The following is an 18,017-nucleotide window of genomic DNA, read 5'->3' on the forward strand; positions in this document are numbered from 1 at the left end:
CCTCTATTTGTACTTTTGAACAGTGTCTCTAGCGAGCTTCCGCCACGTGTGCGGGCGGCTTCCGCTTCAGGCGTGAAAGCGGGCGATCGACCAGCACGACGATCAGCCAGGACAACGCAACAGTGACTGCGAATGCGGGCAGAAAGAACGTGGTAAATGGTCTGGTGAAGCCACAGGCGCAGACGAACCAAGCGGCCACCGTGGTGTGGACTAGGTACACCGGATAGCTCAGGTCACCAAGCATCTTGTCCAGCTTGCCGCCGCGCTGTTGGTGCAGCGATATCACCATCCAGGCCGACAACAGCATGGAAGCGTACAGCCCCCAGTCCCAAGGCCAACTTGGCACGAAAAACCATACCGCGCCGTGCAGAAGCCACGCCGCACAACTGATGAACGGCATGCGGATGCGCTGCAGAACCTCACGGTACTGGCAGATCAGCGCACCGACGGCGAATGGCAAGAGGCAGGGCAAGAACGTTGCATAGCGCTCACCGAAACTGTCCTGCTGAATACCCAGCTTGAGGTTGATCAACGCGCCTATAACTACACCGAGCGCAGCCGCGCCACGGGAAGTCGCCATCATCGGCATAAGCAGGTAAAAACCTACCTCGATGGCCAGCGCATTTGCGACCGGCACCGGAAGACCGCCGCGGTTGATGCCCGGGAACAGGGTAACCACGTAGGCCCAGTCTTGCAGGCCGCGCGGCATGTGAAACTCGCCGTTAATGGGCCGAAGATCGATACCTACGCTGCCGTAGTACCACAGGGTGAGCAAGCCTATGATCGCAGCCAGCCAGTAAAGCGGGAAAATGCGCATGAAGCGATTGAACGCGTAGGCCTTCAGACCGGCTCCATCAAAGCCATACTTGGTCGTCAGCACCAAGGTCATGAGGAAGCCACTGAGTACGAAGAACGCCCACACCGCATAAGCCGCATAGCCATGCGGCATGTTGGACCACAAGTGCGAGGCCGCCACCAACGACGCAAGCACGAAACGGCTCGCACCGAATCCAAAGACAGGCATTTTCAAATTACAGCTCCGATGAGCATGGAAAGGTTGTACTGGAACAGCCGCGATCAGGGCGACGAGCAGGCCGTAGCCTCAGCGCGGATGGTGGCCAGAATGCGACCGCTGCCATCACTCAGTGTCAGTTCGGAACCATCATTGATCCACGGTCCAGTCACTTCGGTGCCCGCTGCGCCCCCTTCCACCCAGAGCTTTGGTGTCTGAGTCAGACTTCCCACCGTGATCTTCACGAAAGACGCACCAGCGACCTCTGATCTCCAGACAACCTGCACTTCGGCGGATGATCCGGCCGCACCGTTGCAATCAAGCTTGAGTATCTTCGGTTCAACCACCATACCTTCGACACTTGCGTGGACCAGGCTCATTCCGACAACGGATGCTTCCGTTACCGCCGCCTGCATGCCAGGCAGCTCGGGGGCGGTTCCGACGGCGCCAGCCCGGCGCCGTCCGGCTTCATCACAACAGCCAACCAATGTCAGCACCAATGCACAAACCAACAGCGCACGCGATTGAGTCCACATGAAATATCCCTAGAGTTCGCCGGCAATAGAGGCGAAGACGCCGCATTCTTACGCATGCGAACAGCAGCGTAAAGCCCGCGTTCATGCCCCACAAACCATCACCTGGATGGCGGCGACATACGCAGCCGGCACAGGATATGGACCCGAGTCCTCAACCAGCCACAATGGCCTTCGACAGAATACGCCGCAGGGCATCATCCGAGTAGTGACGTGCGATGAATCCGCGGCTGTCGGCCGAAACCTGCTGCCAACGTGCATCGTCCTGCAACAGCATCACTATATGCGCCGCCATGCCGTCGGCATCATCGGCGACAGGCATGAACGCAGCCGCCTCGCCCAACCCCTGCATGCCGACCGATGTAGTCACGCAAGGTAGGCCGTGCCGAAGGCTCTCCAACACCTTTCCCTTGACGCCACCTCCGAAGCGCAGCGGTGCCACTGAGATGCGAGCCCTGCGGTACCAACCCTCCAGTACCTCGTCACTCACATATCCGGTAACGTCGATACTATCCGAGGCCATGGCCAGGATTTCCGGGCGCGGATTGGATCCCACCAGACTCATACGCACTGTCGGCAGCTGCGCCTGCACCAATGGCAAGACCTTTTCAACGAACCATTGCGCGGCATCCACGTTCGGCGCATGTGCGAAACCAGCAACGAACAGGATATCCCGCCGCTCCTTCGCTTCCGGCACATCGGCATCGGCAACCGGCTCAAAGGCGTAGAGAGGAATGGTTTCTGCACGACCGGTCGCGTTCGGCGCATTGCTCGCTAGCCAATTGCGGACGTGAGCAGTCTCGTCGTTCGACGGATACAGGACCACATCGGTCTCCTGCCATAGCGCATGCTCGAAATCACGAAAACGCTCGACCTCGCTTGCCAGCGCAGCATCTGGCTGCAACTGCAATTGTTGCTGCATTCGCAGATGATGTATGTCGTGACCGTAATAAACCAAGGCCGCCTTGCTGTGCTGGCGAACGCTGGCAACCAATTCGGCCGACACGTGGGGTCGGTTGAGGATGACCGCGTCCAAGTAGCGCCCGTTGCTGGCCATCCATGCCTCAAACCCAGCCACGCCGACACAATCCGCACCGTGCATCACCTCGATGCCAGCACGCTGTAGCGGTGGGGCATAGGCCGCATCGAAGTAGGCATTTGCTGGCCAGAAAGTTACCTGGCACCCCTCGCGCAGCAGCGTATGCATCACTTGGCAGGTCGCACGTGAACCAGCATCGCGATCCGGCTGCGGAATGTAGTGATCGACCACCAATACATGACGCTTGCTGCGCGAGCGATCACGCGCAAGGAAGACGTGTTCGCCGTTGGCGAACTGCCCCTGTTCAAGCGCGGCCTTCCAGCGCGCAAAAAACTTATCGCGATTGATCGCCTGCCATGCTTTGACGCCGCAACCTTCATCAGTGCCACTGGATACACCTTCATAGTGCACCACCACCGATGCTGGCTGCATATAGACCTTCAGTCCACGCGCACGCACCCGAAAAGCAATATCCGTGTCTTCGTAGTAAGCCGGTGCAAAATGGTCATCGAAACCGCCGAGCTCTTGGAAAAGAGCCATCGGCAGCATGATTGATGCCCCGGACGCGTAGTCGACTTCCTTCAGGTAGTTGTACTCCGGATGCGACGGATCCTGCAGGCGGCCATAATTCCATGCGCTGCCATCAGACCAGACTATGCCGCCAGCTTCCTGCAGCCGTCCGTCTGGATACACCAATTTGGAACCAACCAAGCCGGCATCGGGATGGCTGTCGAACACATCGACCATGGCATCCAGCCATCCCGGACGGACTTCGGTGTCATTGTTGAGCAGGCAAACATACCGCCCCTTGGCCAGCCTCAGCGACTGATTACAGGAGCGCAAAAAGCCCAGATTCTTTGGGTTGACGTGGTAGCGAAGACCAGGAATGGTTGACAAAGCATCGATCTGGGGATCTCCGGAGGCATCCTCCAGTATCAGTACTTCGAAGGAAACCTTCGCCCCGACACGAGCAATGGATGCCACGCACGCGAGGCTCTGCTCGTAGTTACCGTACGTGGGAACCACGATGCTGACGATCGGATCCTGGACCTCCGCAAAGCGAATCCCCTTCTGGACCGCCTGCGGATCGCGCTTGACGTCGTCCAGCAATAATCCATCTAGCGCCGCCAACACGGAGGCATCCTGCCGCAACAGCATACGCTTGGCCATCGGCACCATCGGCTTGAGCAACGGATGCTGAGCTACTCCGGAGGCGCGCAGCGACTGAAGCACTGTGCGCCATTCGCCGCGCAACACGCGACCGGCGAAGCGCAACGGCTTGGTGACGCGCCAGGAACGCGAGTTAATCAACGATGTAGCGAGTTTCTGCAGCGCCTGGAGTTCGGCCCGGTAGGATGTCAGCACTGCAGATACTTCGTCTGCATCTGCTACACCCTCCAGCCCTACCGCGGCGTCCTCACGACTCACTCCGGAGCGCTCCATCAAGTGCTGGATCTGCTGGTGGTGCAGCTGTAGCGCATGACGTGCGGTATCGGTCAAGCCGATCACTGCATTGAGCCTCTGCTGAAGCCCACCGCGTGCTTCCCAGATCTCGGCCATGGCTGTTTCGAGCTGTTTGACCTTAGCCTTCTCGGTGGACAGTTCGTTATGAAGCGAATCAGCCTTGGCCTTCTCGGTGGACAGTTCGTTATGAAGCGAATCAGCCTTGGCCCTCTCGGTCGAAAGTTCACCGTGAAGCGAGTCGGCAAGCGCGCGTTGGCTACCCTCTTGTACTCGCATTGCCTCAAGTTGCCTGTGCAATCCAGCCACAACCGACTGCTCACGCACGACATGGCCGCGCAATTCACCGATCTCCGCATCCTGAGCCTGCGCCCAGCGGGCAACCTCATGGTGGTGTGCGTAGAGATCCTCTGTTTCGGCATACAGCACGGACGCCGGCAGTTGCGGCAGCAGCGATGGCTCGGCCGCAGCGACTATCACGAAATAAACCGCATCGGGAATCAGCGCTGCGCGTTCCACCACCCCTTCACCGGTATCGGTCAGAGCCTGGTAGACCTGTTGGTCCGGACCGCCATCCAGCGACGTGATCGTCGAACAAACCGACATCCGGTGGCCACACAGGCGCGAAGCAGGAAAGTGTCGTGCCACCAGTGCCTGGAATTCCTCTAGGTAAAGCTCCTTCACGTGGTACTCGTTGTGGTAACCAGCACGGTCGGAGTACACCTCTTTGTTCGGCGAAGACATGACCATCACGCCACCCGGCCGCAGCACTCGGCGGATCTCGGACATCATCTCTTCCTGCTCGTATAGATGTTCGATCGTCTCGAAAGACACCACAACGTCCACGCTGTCGTCGGGCAATGGGATGGCCGCAGCCGAGCCTTGCAGGTAACGCAGATTGTGCAGATTGGTGTAACGCTGCGCCGCATGGGCCACAGCCTCGGGCGAAATATCCACGCCGCACACCGACTGTGCACGACCAGCCAGCATCGCACTGCCATAGCCTTCGCCGCTAGCCACGTCGAGCACGTCCTTGCCCGCGACCAGCGGCAGGCACCAGGCGTATCGATGCAGATGCTCTTGGCGTATCACGCCGTACTCGGTTGGGACGAAACGTTCGCCGGTGAACTCGATCATCAGGGTTCCTTGTTGACATCGATGGCTAGCATGGGCAAGCCCACTAGGCCAAACCGCATGGTCTCGTCGATCGCGCGAAACTCCAACGCGTCATGGATCCAGTGCTGTTGGGTATGGTCGTGCTGGTCGCCGGAAGCCACCGCTGCATCGATCATGTAAGAGCCGGAAGGCATCACCGGCATGCGGAACAGAAAAGACGCCGCAATGGACTCCCCTGGCATGCCGCCTACCGGCGCATCTTTGCAAGCGAAGTAACTGTTGTCGCCGAACAGGCGCTGGCCCAGGCGATCCTTGACGTAGAAGCCGACGATAACGTTGTCCAGCGCCTGCACCAGCTCGACCCGGATACGCAGGCGTACCAGCTCACCGCCTTCGGCCAGCCCCAGCGGCGCGCCGTGCTCGTCCGTGAGCGTGACATCCATGATACGCGCGCCCTGAGCACCGAATTCCTGCCCAACATTGTCAGGGTCGAACTGGAACAGCGCGATGCGGTTTGTGACGCCGGCCTCCAGCAATGCCTGCTGTCGGAAGTCCGGGGCGTCAGCAACACGCCGCCGCTGCTTCCCCTCGACCACTATGTCGTCCACGCCCACCTCGCGCCGACCCACTAGGTGCTGCTCGGTCATGTAGGCCTCGACCACCTCCTGCGAGGTGCCGGACAGACGCATGCGGCCGTCCTGCAACCACACGGCGTTCTCGCACAGGTTGGTTACGGCAGCTGCATCATGGCTGACGAACAGCAGCGTACCGTGCTTCTGGAACTCCCGCAGGAATCGCATGCACTTCTGTGAGAAGAACGCATCACCGACCGCCAGTGCCTCATCAATGATCAAGATATCGGCATCGACATGAGCAATCACTGCAAACGCCAAGCGTACCGACATGCCGCTGGAATAACTGCGCACTGGCTGGTCGATGAACTCACCGATGTCGGCGAACGCCAGAATGCTGTCCAGGCGTTGGTCGATCTGCGCACGCGACAGGCCCAGGATTGCGGCGTTTAGGTAGACGTTCTCGCGACCGGTGAACTCCGGATTGAAACCGCTACCCAGCTCCAGCAGTGCGGCCACGCGGCCCTTTACCTTGATGCTGCCCTCGGTTGGGTTCAAGGTGCCAGCAATCATCTGCAGCAGAGTCGACTTGCCCGACCCATTGCGACCGACTATGCCCACCGTCTGGCCTCGGCGAATCGAGATGCTCACATCCCGCAGCGCCCAGAAATCCTTGTAGAACGACTTCCGCTTGCCGGCCAGTGCCTGCCACAGGCGATGCGAAGGACGCTCGTACATATGGTAGGACTTACCGACTCCTTTGACCTCGATAACGGTCTCGGCCACGCCGACTTCAGAGGACATCGGCAAACCCCACGCGCAACTTGTTGAACAGACGGTGGCCAATGAAGGCAACCACGCAGGCGATCAGGGTGTAGAGGCCTAGGCCCGCCCAATCCGGCAGGCGACCCCAGATCACCACTTCGCGAACCTGGTTGATGATGAATGTCAGCGGGTTGAGCTCGAACACGACGCGGTAGCTGGCTGGCACCGACTCGACCGGAATGATTGCCGAGGACAAGAACAGCATGGCTGCGGCAATGACGCCAGCTATCTGGCCGATATCGCGCAGGTACACACCAAGCGCAGAAGTGATCCAACCGATGCCGACCGTCAGGATGACCAGTGGCAGAACCACCACCGGCAGTAGCAGGGCGGTAGCATGGATGCTGCCTTTCACACACAAGTACATCAAAAGCAGCACCACCATGTTCATCAGCAGATGGAACAAGGCCGAAAGAGTCATGCTCCACACTAGGATATCCAGAGGAAACACCACGCGTTTGACGTAGCCGGTGTTGCTGACGATAAGCTGCGGTGCACGGGTGAAACACTCGGCGAAGAACCCGTGCACGGTAAGGCCCGCGAACAGGATCAGCGCAAAATCGGTGGTGGACCCGGTCGATCCCGGCCAACGCCCCTTCATGATGAAGCCGAAGGCCATGGTGTAGACCACCAGCATCAGGAACGGACTGATCAGCGACCACAACAAACCAAAGCTTGCGCCACGGTAACGACCAAGCACCTCGCGCTGGGTAAGCTCAAAGGTAAGCGAACGATGCTTACCGAAAACCGAGAGGATTCCCATGCTCAGCGGTTCCCACCCAACGCCCTTTCCAGATCCACCCGCAAATCCTCAACATCCTCAACCCCCACGCTCAGCCTCACCAGCGCATCACTGATGCCCAGCTGTTCGCGGCGAGCCACAGGAATCGAGGCATGGGTCATCACTGCCGGGTGGTTGACCAGGCTTTCCACGCCGCCGAGGGACTCGGCCAGGGTGAACAGTTCGGTGCGTTCGCAGAAGCGCTTGGCCGCTTCGAATCCGCCCTTGAGCACGATCGAGACGATGCCACCGTAGCCGGCCATCTGCTTGCCCGCCAGTTCATGCTGCGGGTGCGAGGCCAGGCCCGGGTAGATCACCTTTTCCACTGCCGGATGGGTTTCCAGCCAGGTGGCCAGGTCCATCGCATTGGCGCAATGCGCCTTCATGCGCAGCGGCAGGGTCTTCAGGCCGCGTAGGGCCAGGAAGCTGTCGAACGGGCCCTGCACGCCACCGATGGAGTTCTGCAGGAAAGCCATCTGCTCGGCCAGCTCGGCGTTGTCACCCACCACCACCATGCCGCCGACCATGTCGGAATGGCCATTGAGGTACTTGGTGGCCGAATGCAGCACCAGGTCAGCGCCAAGTTCCAGCGGACGCTGCAGCATCGGCGAGGCGAAGGTGTTGTCCACCACCACGATCAGACCGTGACGCTTGGCGATTGCGGCCACCGCAGCGATGTCCACGATCTTCAGCATCGGGTTGGTCGGCGTTTCGATCCACAGCATCTTCGTCTTGGGCGTGATCGCAGCCTCGAACGCGGCCAGGTCGGTCAGGTCGACGAAGCTGAAATCCAGCGCGGCGGTGCGGCGACGCACCCGCTCGAACAGGCGGAAACTGCCGCCGTAGATGTCATCCATCGCCACCACGTGGCTGCCGGCATCCAGCAGTTCGATCACGGTGGAGCTGGCCGCCATGCCCGACGCAAAGGCAAAGCCGCGCGTGCCGCCTTCCAGCGAGGCCACACAACGCTCGTAGGCGAAGCGGGTCGGGTTGTGCGTACGCGAGTACTCAAAACCCTGATGCTCGCCCGGGCTGGACTGCGCATAGGTCGAGGTCGCGTAGATCGGCGGCATGACTGCGCCGGTGCTGGGGTCAGGCGACTGCCCGCCGTGGATGGCCAACGTGGCAAGCGACAAGGCGCGCTCGCCGTCCTGGCTGCGTGAATGCTGATCCGTCATAAGGGCTTCCAGCTAAAGGGGCGAAATTCTATCAGTGCTGTCTGAATCTACCGTGGCCCCCTCTTACGGAGGGGACCAGCCAGGTTTACTGAACGCGGCGACGCAGGTAGTTCAGCAGGTCGATGCGGGTGATCAAACCGAGGAATGCGTCACCATCGGTGATGATCGCCACCTGGCCGCGGTCGAACACCGGCAGCAGGGCCTCGATCGGCGATTTGACGTCCAAGCTGTCCAGCTTGCTGACCATGGCCACCGACACCGGGTCGCGGAAACGGGCTTCGTCGCCATAAACGTGCAGCAGCACATCGCTTTCATCGATGATGCCGACCAGCTGATTGCCTTCCATCACCGGCAGCTGCGACACGTCGTACAGCTTCATGCGCTGGTAGGCGGTGGTCAGCAGGTCCTTCGGGCCCACCACCACGGTATCGCGCTGGCTGTACGGGCGCAGGATCAGGTCGCGCAGGTCGCCGAACTGCGGGCGCTCCAGGAAACCGTTGTCCAGCATCCAGTAATCGTTGTACATCTTGGACAGGTACTTGTTGCCGGTATCCGGCACCAGCACCAGCACCTTCTTCGGCATGGTCTGCTCACGGCAGTACTTCAACGCGGCAGCCAACAGGGTGCCGGTCGAGGAACCACCAAGGATGCCTTCCTTGCCCAGCAGCTCGCGCGCGGTGTGGAAGCTCTCGGCATCAGTGATGGCATAAGCCTTCTTGACCCGGCTGAAATCGGCGATATCCGGCAGGAAATCCTCGCCGATGCCTTCCACCAGCCAGCTGCCGGACTTTTCGTTCAGCGTGCCCTCGTTGATGTACTCGGCCAGGATCGAGCCGACCGGGTCGGCCAGCACCAGCTCGGTCTTGGGCGAGAGCTTGGCGAAGGCGCGCGACAGGCCGGTCATGGTGCCGGAGCTGCCGCAGCCGAACACGATCGCGTCCAGGTCGCCGCCCATCTGCTCGATGATTTCCGGGCCGGTACCGAACTCGTGCGCAGCCGGGTTGTCGGGGTTGCCGAACTGGTTGATGAAATAGGCGCCGGGGGTACGGTCGGCGACGGTCTTGGCCAGGTCCTGGTAGTACTCCGGGTGGCCCTTGGCCACGTCCGAACGGGTCAGCACCACTTCGGCGCCCATGGCCTTCAGGTTGAAGATCTTTTCCCGGCTCATCTTGTCGGGAACCACGAGGATCAGCTTGTAGCCTTTCTGCTGCGCCACCAGCGCCAGGCCCAGGCCGGTATTGCCGGCAGTGCCCTCGACCAGCGTCGCGCCCGGCTTGAGATCCCCGCGCTTTTCGGCCGCCTCGATCATCGACAGCCCGATGCGGTCCTTGATCGACCCGCCCGGGTTGGCGCTCTCCATCTTGAGGTACAGCTCGCACACGCCGACATCCAGGCGCTGGGCCTTGATGATGGGCGTATTGCCGATGAGTTCGAGGATGGAGGAATGGATGGGCATCGGTTTGGTTCAGATCGCGCCGCAAGCGGCCGGACCGATGATTATCCGATGGTTGTGAAGGAAAGTCAGTTAATGACGCTTTCCGGCACCGGATCCACCCTGGCAAGTGGCGCGGACAATGACGGCCGACGAGGAGGCCGCCACCGTCCGCGACATAAGCGGTGAAGCGTGGGGAAGGTTTAGTTGAGGCTGTTTTCGTAAATCCGCAGGAGCTTCTGCTTGGCCAGCAGTTTTTCCCGTTTCATCTGTCCCAGGGTGACCCCATCAATCGGGAGCACACCCAGCTCCGCGTCCATGCATTTCTTGTTCAGCTTCTTATGCTGTTGGTAGAGCTGCTTGAACTCCGGGTTGGCCTTGGCCAATGCGTCGATTTCACTCTGCGGCTGCCCTTCGAACATGACTACCTCCTTCATGCAGAAACAAGAACGCCCCGGCCGGGTGGCACGGGGCGTTGCTGGATTGGAAAGCCGGGACCGCCCAAGCCGGCACCACCCACCGCGCCCTGGCCAACCTGCCAGAAGCTATCGGTTACTGGTTCGCGCCATGCTTGCACCGGCTCGGCCCTCCGTTGTCCGGGCGACGGAGTTGCCGCCCGGACAATTGACCCTACGCCTGCAAAAAGGTTCCGGCAAGCGTTCTGCGGGAACGTTTCCTGAATATCCGAACTCGACCACATTCAGCCATCGCCGAATGACAAAAACCTAACAAGTTCAGCCATTTAAGTTTGTTACGGGGCAATAATCACTTCAGCTGAACGGGCCCGTGTCGAAGCCGCTTTCTTGCCGCTCACCTGGATGCGGCTGGCGGCCACCCCGGCCTCGACAAGCGCGTCCTTGAGCGCCTGCGCGCGGCGTTGGCCCACCCCGTTGGCACTGTCGTAGGCCTCGATCGTGACCCGGCCCTTCTTGCCGATGTTCAGGTACTCGGCCAAGGCCTTGGTCTGGTTGCGGGCACCGCCGGACAGCGCTGCCTGACCGGCCGCGAAGGCATCGCCAGCGAAGGTATAGACCTCACCACGTCCGTCAAACTTCGACGCAGGCAACTTCTGCCCGGAGACCAGCTCAGCCTCTTCGCGAGCCAGCTTGGCCGCGTTCTGCTGGGCTGCACTCAGGCGCTGCTGCTGACGGCCGGCAACGCTGGTAAGCGCGGTTTCGGCGTCCTGGCGCGCCAGGGTCTCGGCTTCGGCGGCCAGACGCAGGCGTTCAGCTTCCTCGGCCTGGATCTGGGTCTGCACGCGCAGTTGCTCCGCTTCCTGGCGGGCGCGAGCCGCATCGCGCCGGCTGGCCTCGATCAGCAGCTCGCTGCGGGTGCGCTCGAGCTGATCGATTTCGCGCCGTGCCAGCGCGGTGCGGCTGGCCGCCTCGGCAATGGCAACCCGGCGCTCGGCCAGATAACGCGCGTCGTCCAGGTCCTTGCGTTTGGCCTTGGCCAGCGCGGCGATGGCCTGTTGCGCCTGCAGCTTTTCAAACGGCGCCACGTCGGCCGTGGCCATGTCCGCCTGCAGCATCAGCAGCCGCTGGTTCAAGGCGCCCACGGCTGGGTCTTCGGCTGCCAGCGCCAGCATCGGCATGGCCAGCAGGCCCACGACCACCAGATTCCTGATCCGCATCAACGTCCCTCCCCTGTCGCCAACTGGCGTTGCAGCTGTGCAACCTCGGCCTTGCGCTGGGCCAGCTGGGCCTGCGCGACGGCCTCTTCACTCTGCGCCCGCGCCAGATCGGCATCGGCCGCCGCACGCAGCGCCAGCACCGGCGCCTGCTTGCGCAGCCGGCGGTCGCCTGCGGCCTGCTGGGCCTGGCCCAGTTGCTGGCGCGCCATGGCCATCGTGTCCGGCGCGTATTGGTCGGCGTCGGCGCGGTCGGCCTTTTCCACGGCCTGTTGTGCGGTGAGCAGTTCCATTGCGCCCGGATCCTGTGCCAGAGCGCTGCCGCTTAGCACGAATATGCAGGCGGTGACACACAGGAATCTTCTTAATTGTGCGAAGCTAGGTTTCATTGGGGAGCCGTGGCTTGGGAGACTGAGCGCGGCCATTGTGGTCAAGCCAGAGGCGTGCTTGCAACGGCAGGCCGCCGTTTGTTGGGGAAAAATTTCGCATGGATATCGGCTATTTCCTGAAGCTGATGACCGAAAAAAACGCTTCGGACATGTTTTTGACGACCGGAGCGCCGGTTTACATCAAGATTGAAGGCAAGTTGTACCCGTTGGGCAATACCGGCCTGCCGCCGGGAATGGTCAAGAAAATCGCCTATTCGCTGATGGACGAGGGCCAGGTGCCGCAGTTCGAGCGCGACCTGGAGCTGAACATGGCCATCGCCCTGGCCGACGCCGGGCGTTTCCGCGTCAACGTGTTCAAGCAGCGCGGCGAAGTGGGCATGGTCATCCGTGCGATCAAGAGCCGCATCCCCAGCATCGAGGAGCTCAACCTCCCGCAGGTGCTGAAGGACGTGATCATGACCCCGCGCGGGCTGGTGCTGGTGGTTGGCTCGACCGGCTCCGGCAAGTCGACCTCGCTGGCGTCGATGATCGACCACCGCAACAGCACCTCGACCGGGCACATCCTCACCATCGAGGACCCGATCGAGTTCCTGCACAAGCACAAGCAGTCCATCGTCAACCAGCGCGAGGTGGGCCTGGACACCCATGCCTTCCACAACGCGCTGAAGAACGCGATGCGTGAGGCGCCGGACGTGATCCTGATCGGCGAGATCCTGGACGCCGAAACCATGGAAGCGGCCATCGCCTTCGCCGAAACCGGCCACCTGTGCCTGGCCACGCTGCACTCCAACAACGCCGACCAGACCATCGAGCGCATCCTCAACTTCTTCCCCGAGAGCGCGCACAAGAACGTACTGATGAACCTCTCGTTGAACCTGCGCGCGGTGGTTTCGCAGCGTCTGGTCAAGGGCAAGGACGGCCGTCGCCGCCCCGCCACCGAGGTGCTGCTCAATACGCCGATGATCCGCGACCTGCTGCGCCGGGGCGAAGTTCACACGATCAAGCAGGCCATGGAAGAGTCGCTGGAAGAAGGCATGCAGAGCTTCGACCAATGCCTGTTCCGCATGGCCAAGGACGGCATCATCGAGCAGGAGGAGGCGCTGCGCGCCGCCGACTCGCGCGATGGCCTGGCCTTGAAGTTCCGCCTGTCCGAAGGCGGCAGCGGCGAGCATGATCCGTATGCGGATTTCGCGGTGGCAGCACCAGCGGCAATCACGCACGGCTTCTGAGCCTGCGGCATAGCCCACAACAAAGCCCCGCGATGCGGGGCTTTGTTGTTTGGGGTGATTCAAGCCTGCGGCAAGCCCTTCTTGTAGGAGCTCTTGTAGGAGCTGTGGCAGGAGCTCTTGTAGGAGCGGCGTAAGCCGCGAAGCCACTGCTGGCTCCGTGCTGCAGGTCTGCTTCGGCGCGCATAAGGTTGAGCTGCTGCTTCGGTTGGGATGCCGGTTTCGCGGCTCACGCCGCTCCTACAAATGCAATACCGGCTTCGCGGGGTACGCCGCTCCTAAAACAGCTTGGCCAGCCCAGTTGTATCGGCCTGACATTCCGAGCAGCGGGGAAACGGCAACGATTTTTGTGGGAGCGGCGTCAGCCGCGAAGCTACTGCTGGCTCCCAGCTGCAGGTCTGCTTCGGCGAGCGTCAGGTTGATCTGCTGCTTCGGTTGGGATGCCGGTTTCGCGGCTGACGCCGCTCCCACAAATGCAATACCGGCTTCGCGGCTTACGCCGCTCCTACAACAGCTTGGCCAGCCCAGTTGTATCGGTCCGACATTCCGAGCAGCGGGGAAACGGCTATGGTTTTTTGTGGGAGGGGAGTCAGCCGCGAAGCCACTGCTGGCTCCGAGCTGAGGGCCTGCTTCGGCGCGCATAAGGTTCAGCTGCTGCTTCGGAGGGGATGTCAGCTTCGCGGCTTACGCCGCTCCTACAGAAGCAATGCCGGCTTCGCGGCTTACGCCGCTCCCACAAATGCAATGCTGGCTTCGCGGCTTGCCGCTCCCGCACAACAGTTTGGGCGGTGATTTCTGCAGCTGCTTAGATCGCGTCGATCTGGTTTTCCGGGCGGGCGGCGTCGAATGCGGGCAGGGCCAGACAGGCTTCTTCGATCCGCTGCAGGGTTGGGTACGGGGCCAGGTCCAGGTGGAAACGACGGGCGTTGTACAACTGCGGGACCAGGCAGCAATCGGCCAGCCCCGGTTCGGCGCCATGGCAATAACGACCGGTGTCGAACGAGCCCGCCACCATCGCCTCCAACGCGGTGAAACCCTTGCGCATCCAGTGCAGCGTCCATTCGTCGCGCTCGGGCTGCGGCACGTTCCATTCGCGATCGAAGAACTGCATCACCCGCAGGTTGTTCAGCGGATGGATGTCGCAGGCCACCTGCTGCGCCAGCGCGCGCACGCGGGCACGCCCGCCGGCATCGGCCGGCAACAGCGTCGGCTCCGGGAAGACTTCATCCAGGTATTCAAGAATGGCCAGCGACTGGGTCAGTACGCGCTCACCATGGCGCAACGTCGGCACCAGTTCCTGCGGGTTCAACGCGGCGTAGTCCGCCGCGTGTTGCTGGCCACCATCACGTACCAGATGGACCGGGGTGACGGCATACGCCAGACCTTTCAGATTCAAACCGATACGCACGCGGTACGCGGCGCTTGAGCGCCAGTAACTGTAGAGCGTCAGCCCTGCTTCCATGTCGGATTTCCCCCTTTCCATGCGCCACAACAATACCCGTTGGTGGTGAGGATTCCTTCACCACCAACGCAATGCCAACACCTTGTATACCGCCTCAGGGGCGCGATGCCTGCTCGATCTGCTGTTCGATCGCACCAAAAATGCTGACGCCGTCACGGTCCAGCATCTCGATGCGCACCACGTCACCAAAACTCATGAACGGGGTGGACGGCTTGCCATCACGCAGCGCCTCGACGGTGCGCTGCTCGGCGAAGCAGGAAGCCCCCAGGCTGGTGTCCTCATTGGCGATGGTGCCCGAGCCGACAATGGCGCCGGCCGACAGCGGACGGGTCTTGGCGGCATGCGCCACCAGCTGGGCGAAATTGAACTGCATGTCGACGCCGGCTTCCGGTGCGCCGAACCACTTGCCGTTGATATGGGTAAGCAGCGGCAGGTGCACCTTGCTGTCCTGCCAAGCGGCGCCCAGTTCGTCCGGGGTCACGAACACCGGGCTCAGCGCCGAGCGCGGCTTGGATTGCAGGAAGCCGAAGCCCTTGGCCAGCTCGCCCGGGATCAGGTTGCGCAGGCTGACATCGTTGACCAGGCCCACCAGCTGGATATGACCGGCAGCCTGCGCCGGGGTCACCGCCATCGGCACGTCGTCGGTGATCACCACGATCTCGGCTTCCAGGTCGATGCCGTAGTCCTCGCTGATCACCTTGACCGCATCGCGCGGGCCGTAGAAGCCGGCGCTGGTGGCCTGGTACATCAACGGGTCGGTGTAGAAGCTCTCCGGCACCTCGGCACCGCGCGCCTTGCGCACCCGTGCCACGTGCGGCAGGTAGGCGCTGCCATCGACAAACTCATAGGCGCGCGGCAACGGCGCGGCCAGCGCCTGCATGTCCACGGCGAACTCGCCTTCCACGCTACCGGCGTTGAGCTGCTCGGACAGGGCGTTCAGCCGCGGCGCCAGGTTGGACCAGTCCTCCAGCGCCTGCTGCAGGGTGGCGGCAATGCCAGTGGCCCGCACGGCGCGGGTCAGGTCGCGCGAAACCACGATCAGGGTGCCGTCGCGGCCGCCTTCCTTCAGGGAACCAAGCTTCATGGGAGTGTCCAGTCTGCGTAGAAATAAGTTTCAATTGTAATGAATATGCCAGCCACGACCAGCCTTCCCGGAGGAATGCTGAACAGGGGTTTTTGTACCGGCGCCAACAATCCCTTAGACTAGCGCGGTCTGCCAGCGGCCGTCCGTTTCCCTCAGGGACCGCCGGCGGTGCAGGATCAGCGGCCATCTGGCCCATCCGCCCGCCCGCCCCCACTCCGACGCCTATCGTCACGCATTCCAGCCAGCGCACCGCGTTGGTTGCATCCAGATCTTGCAGCGCGGTTTACGGGAACGCTCCGAGATCAGCTGATCTTCAATGATCAGCAACGCCAGCCCCTTCGGGCGCGCGTTATTCATGTTTCGGAGCACTCCATGTCGTTTGAAAACCTGGGCCTTGCGCCCTTCCTGCTGCGCGCGCTCGCCGAGCAGGGTTACGAAAACCCGACCCCGATCCAGGAGCAGGCCATTCCGCTTGCGCTGGACGGCCGCGATCTGCTGGCCGGCGCCCAGACCGGTACCGGCAAGACCGCCGCGTTTGGCCTGCCGCTGCTGCAGCACCTGGCCACCTCGCCGCAGAGCGTGGGCAACGGCCCGCGCCGCCCGCGCGCCCTGGTGCTGGCCCCTACCCGCGAGCTCGCCACCCAGGTGCATGACAGCCTGCGTGGTTACAGCAAGTACCTGCGCATTCCCAGCGCCTGCATCTACGGCGGCGTCGGCATGGGCAACCAGCTGGACATCCTGCGCCGTGGCGTGGACCTGCTGGTCGCCTGCCCGGGCCGCCTGATCGACCACCTGGAGCGTCGCAGCGTCGACCTGTCCGGCGTCGAGATCCTGGTGCTGGACGAAGCCGACCGCATGCTCGACATGGGCTTCCTGCCCTCGATCAAGCGCATCCTGGCCAAGCTGCCGCGCCAGAACCGCCAGACCCTGCTGTTCTCTGCGACCTTCGAAGAGAGCATCAAGCAGTTGGCGCTGGAGTTCATGCACAACCCGGAGCAGATCCAGGTTACGCCGAAGAACACCGTTGCCGAGACCATCACCCACCGCGTGCACCCGGTTGATGGCGCGCGCAAGCGTGAGCTGCTGCTGCACCTGCTGGCTGAAGATTCCCGCGTGCAGACGCTGGTGTTCGGCCGCACCAAGCATGGCTGCGACAAGCTGGCGCTGTTCCTGGAAAAGTCCGGCATCAAGACTGCGGCCATCCACGGCAACAAGAGCCAGGGCCAGCGCCTGCGCGCACTGGCAGACTTCAAGGCCGGCCGCGTGACCGTGCTGGTGGCCACCGATATCGCCGCTCGCGGCATCGATATCAACGAGCTGCCGAAGGTCATCAACTACGACCTGCCGATGGTGCCGGAAGACTACGTGCATCGTATCGGTCGTACCGGCCGCAACGGCTCGACCGGTGAGGCTGTCTCGCTGGTTGCACAGGACGAAGCCAAGCTGCTGCGTCAGATCGTGCGCCTGCTCGACCGCGACATGGACATCCGCGATGTGCCGGGCTTCGAGCCGCATACCCCGATCCGTTGGGGCAACAGCGCGCCGGGCAAGGCTGAGCATCCGGGCGGCCAGAAGGCCCCGCGTCGCGGCAACGGCGGCCATGCCGCACGTCGCCCGACCGGCGATGCACCGCGCGGTGGCCGTGGCGGCCAGCCGCAGAAGCCGGGCGGCCAGCGCAATGCCGGCAATGGCCAGCAGCGTCGTGATGCGCACCCGGGTGGTGGTCAGCGTCGTGGCGGCCGTGGCCAGAGCCGTACCAGCGCCTGATTCCAGCTTGTTGTTGGGATGAGATGAGTTGCAAAGGAAAGGCCGACGCATTGCGTCGGCCTTTCTGGTTTGTGGGCGCTGTGGGATCCAGTTGTGCAAGATCAAAGGCTCCCCTCATCCGCCCCTGCGGGGCACCTTCTCCCGCAAGCGGGAGAAGGGAACGCTAGTCATTGCCACGTCGAGAACCGGGCACCGCGCTTGCCCCTCTGGCCTTTGCCTTTGCCTTTGCCTTGCCTTTGCCTTTGCCTTGCCTTTGCCTTGCCTTTGCCTTTGCCTTGCCTTTGCCTTGCCTTTGCCTTGCCTTTGCCTTGCCTTTGCCTTGCCTTTGCCTTGCCTTTGCCTTGCCTTTGGCTTTGCCTTTGGCTTTGCCTTTGGCTTTGCCTTTGGCTTTGCCTTTGGCTTTGCCTTTGGCTTTGCCTTTGGCTTTGCCTTTGGCTTTGCCTTTGGCTTTGCCTTTGCCTTTGCCTTTGGCTTTGAGCTTTGAGCTTTGGCTTTGAGCTTTGGCTTTGA

16 protein-coding genes are annotated in these 18,017 nt (G+C 62.0%); 3 read left to right on the forward strand and 13 right to left on the reverse strand.

Annotated elements, in window-relative coordinates:
- Positions 1-28 precede the first annotated feature (28 nt).
- The 10 genes from ABE493_RS07165 to ABE493_RS07210 all read right to left on the reverse strand — a co-directional run bounded on the left by ABE493_RS07165 (position 29) and on the right by ABE493_RS07210 (position 11,968).
- Positions 29-1,024 (reverse strand): acyltransferase family protein, encoded by a 996-nt coding sequence (locus ABE493_RS07165; RefSeq protein WP_346498300.1) that lies wholly within the window; start codon positions 1,022-1,024, stop codon positions 29-31.
- 53 nt (positions 1,025-1,077) lie between these two features.
- Entirely contained in the window at positions 1,078-1,548 is a 471-nt protein-coding gene (locus tag ABE493_RS07170; RefSeq protein ID WP_346498253.1) for a hypothetical protein, read from the reverse strand.
- 151 nt (positions 1,549-1,699) lie between these two features.
- A complete protein-coding gene (locus tag ABE493_RS07175) occupies positions 1,700-5,182 on the reverse strand; it encodes a glycosyltransferase (protein ID WP_346498254.1) in 3,483 nt (1,160 codons plus the stop codon).
- Positions 5,182-6,537, reverse strand: a complete 1,356-nt coding sequence (locus tag ABE493_RS07180; RefSeq protein ID WP_346498255.1) for an ABC transporter ATP-binding protein — start codon at positions 6,535-6,537, stop codon at positions 5,182-5,184. The genes ABE493_RS07175 and ABE493_RS07180 overlap by 1 nt, the downstream gene beginning before the upstream one ends.
- Positions 6,527-7,321, reverse strand: coding sequence for an ABC transporter permease (locus tag ABE493_RS07185; protein ID WP_346498256.1), 795 nt, complete (start codon positions 7,319-7,321; stop codon positions 6,527-6,529). Before ABE493_RS07185 ends, ABE493_RS07180 begins: the two co-directional genes overlap by 11 nt.
- Positions 7,322-7,323: 2 nt before the next feature.
- Positions 7,324-8,517: a cystathionine gamma-synthase gene (locus ABE493_RS07190; protein ID WP_346498257.1), complete on the reverse strand. Its 1,194-nt coding sequence runs from the start codon at positions 8,515-8,517 to the stop codon at positions 7,324-7,326.
- 85 nt (positions 8,518-8,602) lie between these two features.
- Positions 8,603-9,973, reverse strand: a complete 1,371-nt coding sequence (locus ABE493_RS07195; protein WP_346498258.1) for a pyridoxal-phosphate dependent enzyme — start codon at positions 9,971-9,973, stop codon at positions 8,603-8,605.
- A gap of 179 nt (positions 9,974-10,152) precedes the next feature.
- A complete protein-coding gene (locus ABE493_RS07200; protein WP_057627287.1) occupies positions 10,153-10,371 on the reverse strand; it encodes a YdcH family protein in 219 nt (72 codons plus the stop codon).
- A 329-nt stretch (positions 10,372-10,700) separates the two neighbouring features.
- Entirely contained in the window at positions 10,701-11,582 is an 882-nt protein-coding gene (locus tag ABE493_RS07205) for an OmpA family protein (RefSeq protein WP_346498259.1), read from the reverse strand.
- A complete protein-coding gene (locus tag ABE493_RS07210) occupies positions 11,582-11,968 on the reverse strand; it encodes a DUF4398 domain-containing protein (protein ID WP_346498260.1) in 387 nt (128 codons plus the stop codon). The genes ABE493_RS07205 and ABE493_RS07210 overlap by 1 nt, the downstream gene beginning before the upstream one ends.
- A 98-nt stretch (positions 11,969-12,066) precedes the next feature.
- On the opposite strand from ABE493_RS07210, the gene ABE493_RS07215 reads away from it, so the two are divergent.
- Positions 12,067-13,197, forward strand: a complete 1,131-nt coding sequence (locus tag ABE493_RS07215) for a PilT/PilU family type 4a pilus ATPase (protein ID WP_346498261.1) — start codon at positions 12,067-12,069, stop codon at positions 13,195-13,197.
- A gap of 802 nt (positions 13,198-13,999) precedes the next feature.
- Here ABE493_RS07215 and maiA read toward each other — a convergent pair.
- From maiA to ABE493_RS07230, 3 genes are all read right to left on the reverse strand, one after another.
- Positions 14,000-14,656 (reverse strand): maleylacetoacetate isomerase, encoded by a 657-nt coding sequence (gene maiA, locus ABE493_RS07220; protein ID WP_346498262.1) that lies wholly within the window; start codon positions 14,654-14,656, stop codon positions 14,000-14,002.
- Between the two features lie 94 nt (positions 14,657-14,750).
- Positions 14,751-15,740, reverse strand: a complete 990-nt coding sequence (locus ABE493_RS07225) for a fumarylacetoacetate hydrolase family protein (protein WP_346498263.1) — start codon at positions 15,738-15,740, stop codon at positions 14,751-14,753.
- A gap of 228 nt (positions 15,741-15,968) precedes the next feature.
- Positions 15,969-16,097: a hypothetical protein gene (locus ABE493_RS07230; protein ID WP_346498264.1), complete on the reverse strand. Its 129-nt coding sequence runs from the start codon at positions 16,095-16,097 to the stop codon at positions 15,969-15,971.
- Positions 16,098-16,112: 15 nt separating this feature from the next.
- Between ABE493_RS07230 and ABE493_RS07235 the strand changes: the two genes are divergently transcribed.
- Together ABE493_RS07235 and ABE493_RS07240 are read left to right on the forward strand one after the other, a co-directional pair.
- Positions 16,113-17,507 carry a DEAD/DEAH box helicase gene (locus ABE493_RS07235; protein WP_346498265.1) on the forward strand — a complete coding sequence of 465 codons (1,395 nt, stop codon included), beginning with the start codon at positions 16,113-16,115 and terminating at the stop codon, positions 17,505-17,507.
- A 91-nt stretch (positions 17,508-17,598) separates the two neighbouring features.
- Positions 17,599-17,991 (forward strand): hypothetical protein, encoded by a 393-nt coding sequence (locus ABE493_RS07240; protein WP_346498266.1) that lies wholly within the window; start codon positions 17,599-17,601, stop codon positions 17,989-17,991.
- Positions 17,992-18,017 lie beyond the last annotated feature (26 nt).

Source organism: Stenotrophomonas terrae, assembly GCF_039674165.1.
GTDB lineage: Bacteria > Pseudomonadota > Gammaproteobacteria > Xanthomonadales > Xanthomonadaceae > Stenotrophomonas > Stenotrophomonas terrae_A.